The following is a 4,813-nucleotide window of genomic DNA, read 5'->3' on the forward strand; positions in this document are numbered from 1 at the left end:
ACTCGGGGTATAGCGCAAGCCAATAAATGTATGCTGATGGCCGCCATTGCCTACAACCTAAAAAAACTACTGAAATTTACAACAAGAAAAGTGCAAACCAATCTAGCAGCTATGCAGATAAACCTGCAGGCTTTATTTTTATCCAAAACAAGCCTTCCCAAACCAATATATTTTTCATTGATGACACTATGTTTAAAACAAAATTGCTGCAGCAATTTAAATTGGCCTGGCGCAAAATGCTTCTGATGGAATTGGATTGTTTTGCAAATGGCAGTTGTGCATCAGCCACCATTGTTAGCGGTAGTAATCGTCAATCGCTTTTAATCTCCTTTAATGGATTTCATTGGCCTTTAATACTCGCAACAGATTGCCACCAAGAATTTTATTAATATCCTTTTTAGAGTATCCTTTTTCGATTAACGCTTTTGTAATTAAAGGATATGAGCTAACATCATCCAGTTGCTGCGGTGGAACAACGATGCCGTCAAAATCAGAACCGATACCCACATAATCTACACCCACTAATCTGATAACATACTCAATGTGCTCAATAAGTAAAGCAAGCGGCGCCCGTAGTTTATCTGATTCGTTCCTGTACTTGTTATGAATCATTTCTTCGGCTATGTATTCACTGTTTGTCGCATGCTGTAATGAGTCATATTCTGCCTGATGATTTTTTATAAAAGCATCTTCCCTCCTCATTTCTGTTGAATCGATAAACCCTGAATTAAAATTGATTTGTATTACGCCGTTATTTCGGGCAATTGCTTTGATTTGTTCATCTTTTAAATTTCTCCGAAACGGGCAAAGCGTATAAACAGAACTATGTGAAGCGATAATTGGCTTGGTGGTCGTTTCCATAATATCCCAAAATGTTTTTTCGCCAACGTGTGACACATCAACCAACATCCCTAATTTGTTCATGTGCTGTACTACCTCCCTGCCAAAACCGGATAATCCTTTTCCTTTAAATGCCGGATTTGTCTTTTCGTCAAAAGCACTCGTTGCCCAATCGGTAGAATTATTCCATGTAAGTGTAATATAGCGAGTACCACGCTTATAAAGCAGATCAAGATTCTCAAGACTGTTTTCAATCTGATGTCCGCCTTCAAGCCCGATCAATGCAGCTATTTTATTTTCCTTTATAACCTCTAAAATTTCTTTTACCGTGCCTGTCTTTACAATTTTAGCGGGATTTCTTTTAATAACTGCATCCAGGCTATCGATCTGACGATTTGCAAATGCAAAAGGATTTTTTTGATTGCCATCGCTCCAAACAGAAAAGAACTGAACATCCAGCCCGCCTGTTTTAAAACGAGCCAGGTCACTGTGCGTTTTTCCTTTCAGATCTGCATCTAATGAAAAATTATGCTCCATGACTTTCGACAGGAAATCATTGTGGGTATCAACGAGAATTGCTTTATTATGAATGCGCCGATAGGATTGAGCTTCAGCAATACCGGTCCAGAAACTCAGAAGTAGAAATAATTTAATGCTCATATTGATATTTGAAGGATAATTGATGATTGGAATGCCGTTTGTAAAGTTGCCGCTAACGTTCACTGCTGTTGTTCCAAGGTCGAAACCCACTGTTGGAAGTACCTTTGTTGCCTGCTGCGGTGCATTCAGAAATTAAATACAAGCTATTTGTATATGCCTTCTAAGGTAAATAAGAAAGCATAATTCAGGGCAACATCTTTTAAAAAATCAAAACGGCCGCTTGCACCGCCATGCCCAAATTCCATATTGGTATTTAATAACAAAATATTTTTATCAGTTTTCATGGCCCGTAATTTCGCCACCCATTTTGCCGGTTCAAAATATTGTACCTGGCTGTCATGTAAACCTGTTGTTACCAATAAATTCGGATAATTTTTTTTCTCAATGTTTTCATAAGGGCTGTAACTCTTCATATAAAAATATGCCTCCTTATTTTTTGGGTTTCCCCATTCATCAAATTCGTTTGTAGTTAAGGGAATACTTTCATCCAGCATGGTATTCACTACGTCTACAAAAGGCACCTGTGCAATAACACCATGCCATAATTCAGGTGCCATATTTATTACAGCGCCCATCAACAATCCACCTGCACTGCCGCCTTGCGCATACAGATGTTCCCTGCCCGTAAATTTTTCTTTCACTAAAAATTCGCCACAATCAATAAAGTCGGTAAACGTATTTTTCTTTTTCATCAGCTTGCCGTCTTCATACCAACTACGTCCCATTTCCTGCCCGCCACGTATGTGTGCCATTGCAAAAGCAAACCCACGGTTTAATAAACTTAATCTGCTACTGCTAAAGCCTGCATCGAGACTGATACCATAACTTCCGTAAGCATATAATAACAAAGGGGCTTTACCATCTTTTTTAAATCCTTTTTTGTACACCAGGGAAACAGGCAATTCTGTTCCGTCTTTTGCGGTAGCATATAACCGTTCAGTTACATAATCTGCTGCGTTATAACCTCCCAATACTTCCTGTTGTTTCATCAACTTTTTTTCTTTGGTAGCCATATTATAATCATATACCGAAGCGGGTGTAGTTAATGATGTATAACCATAACGTAATATAGTTGTGTTGTATTCCGGGTTTACACCAAAATTGGCTGCATAGGATGCTTCGCCAAAATTAATGTCATGTTCTGCATTATTTTTTAAACCTCTGACACGTAGTCTCACTAACCCATTAACACGCTCATTAAGCACAATAAAATCTTTAAATTCTTCTACTCCTTGCAGCAATACATCCGTGCGGTGCGCAATAACTTCCTTCCAATTGGTTGCTTCTGTTTTGGTTAACGGGCACTCCATTAATTTAAAATTCTTTGCAGCGTCTTTATTGGTACGAATCAAAAATTTATTTCCCAAAACTGTTACATCATATAACACATCTTTCATACGGGGAGTAAATATTTCGAAAGGAGCTGCCGGTCTTGAGGCATCAAGAAATCTTATTTCAGAACTCATAGTTGCCTGCGAGGTAATAAAAATGAATTTATTATTCTTGCTTTTATTAACCTCTATATAATTACTCTTGTCCTTTTCTTCGTACACAACAGCATCTTTGGCAGCATCGGTACCAAGAATGTGGCGGTTTATTTTTTCAGCTAAAAGTGTTACGGGATTTTTTGAAGTATAGAAGAACGTTTTGTTGTCACTTGCCCAGCAAGCCGAGCCTTCCGTATTTTTCACAGCATCTTTCAGAATTTCACCTGTTTCTATGTTCTTAATATATATGGTGTATTGTCTTCTGCTCACGTCATCTACGCCGAATGCCAATAATTTATTATTCTCACTTACTTCAAAGCCTGACACTGTATAATAAGAATGACCTTCCGCCATTTTATCAACGTCTAATAAGACTTCCTCTTTGGCATTTAAACTTCCTTTTTTACGGCAATATTTGTAATACTGCTTACCGACTTCTGTACGGCTGTAATAATAGAATCCATTTTTATACACAGGCACAGTTTCATCTTTCTCTTTTATTCTTGCTTTCATTTCTTTAAACAGATCAGCCTGAAACTTTTTTGTTCCGGTCATTACCGCGTCTAAATATGTATTCTCTGCTTTTAAATAGTCTACTACTTTTGTACTGTCCGGGCCTTTGCCAAAATAATCATACATCCAATAATAGTTATCTAATACTCTGTCATCATGCAGGGTACGCCAATATTCTTTTTTATCAGCAACAGGAGCTTTTGCCATTTGGAATTGTGCATTTATATGCGATGTGTAAAAAAACAGACTAAATAAAACAAATGCCTTTTTCATAATTGATTATTTACAGAGATGATCTTTGTATTATGTTTATTATGATCCTTCAACATGTAACTGCTATTGAATAAAGTTACAGAGTTGAAATTAAAAAATACAGCCCGGTGGTATCTACGAGCCGAAACCAAACCCGATCAGTGAACAAAAAGTTGAGCAGATATTCCTCACTTGCAGATATTCCCAAGCCGCCTGTTACTTAATAACAGGTAATATGATCTTCGAACTGTTATGGTAAACCTTAATGGTTTCTTTTACAAAATCGGCATTGGTGGCTTTATTGATATTGTCTGTAAATTTTTGAGGATTACGATCAGTTAAAGGAAACCAGGTGCTTTGTATTTGTATCATTAATCTATGCCCTTTTTTAAAAGTGTGTGCTACATCGGGCATAGTATATTTTACTGTAGTTGGACGGTTGGGTATAAACGGCATTGGTTTTTCAAAACTGTTGCGAAATTTACCACGCATTACTTCGGCACGTACCAGCATTTGGTAGCCCCCCATTGGGTAGTTGGTAACAAGGTTAACGGGAGCATCATCAGGAAATACATCTATCAGTTTTACTATAAAATCGGCGTCGGTATTTGAAAGGCTTACCATTAGGTCAGCAACTACAGGGCCTGCCACGGTCATATCACCGTTTAATATTCCGGTATCATACGTTAGCACATCTGTGCGGCGGGCAGCAAAGCGTTGATCATCATCCATATATTCCCTTGTTCTTTCGGCATGCACTTTTTCTGCATAAGGCACCGGTTTGGCAGGATCGCTGATATAACTGTCAAAAGAAAGTTGCCGGCCACTTGCAGGCGTAAACGATAACTTACCATTTTGCTGCAGGTAAACCGGTGTTGTAACAGCATTGCTTACCGGCCACGCTGTAAACCTGCGCCATTTATTTTCTCCGGAAAAGAAAATAGTGGCTTTGCTTAGGGTATCACTACCCGTTCCTTTCATATAATAATTAAAAAAAGGCACTTCCAAATCCTGGTAATAAAGTGAGGTATTGCTTTCAAAATTGATATTACCAAGGTGTG

3 protein-coding genes are annotated in these 4,813 nt (G+C 38.1%); all 3 read right to left on the reverse strand.

All coding sequences use genetic code 11. The features are described 5' to 3' along the window. Positions 1-330: 330 nt before the first annotated feature. Complete coding sequence (locus H7254_RS01965) at positions 331-1,500, reverse strand: dipeptidase (RefSeq protein WP_301931387.1); 1,170 nt, start codon at positions 1,498-1,500, stop codon at positions 331-333. Positions 1,501-1,643: 143 nt separating this feature from the next. After that, complete coding sequence (locus H7254_RS01970; RefSeq protein ID WP_301931388.1) at positions 1,644-3,773, reverse strand: S9 family peptidase; 2,130 nt, start codon at positions 3,771-3,773, stop codon at positions 1,644-1,646. Positions 3,774-3,968: 195 nt separating this feature from the next. Beyond that, the coding region (locus H7254_RS01975; RefSeq protein ID WP_301931389.1) for a CocE/NonD family hydrolase at positions 3,969-4,813 on the reverse strand (845 nt) is incomplete at its 5' end.

Origin of the sequence: Ferruginibacter sp., assembly GCF_014377975.1 — a bacterium.
Lineage (GTDB): Bacteria > Bacteroidota > Bacteroidia > Chitinophagales > Chitinophagaceae > Ferruginibacter.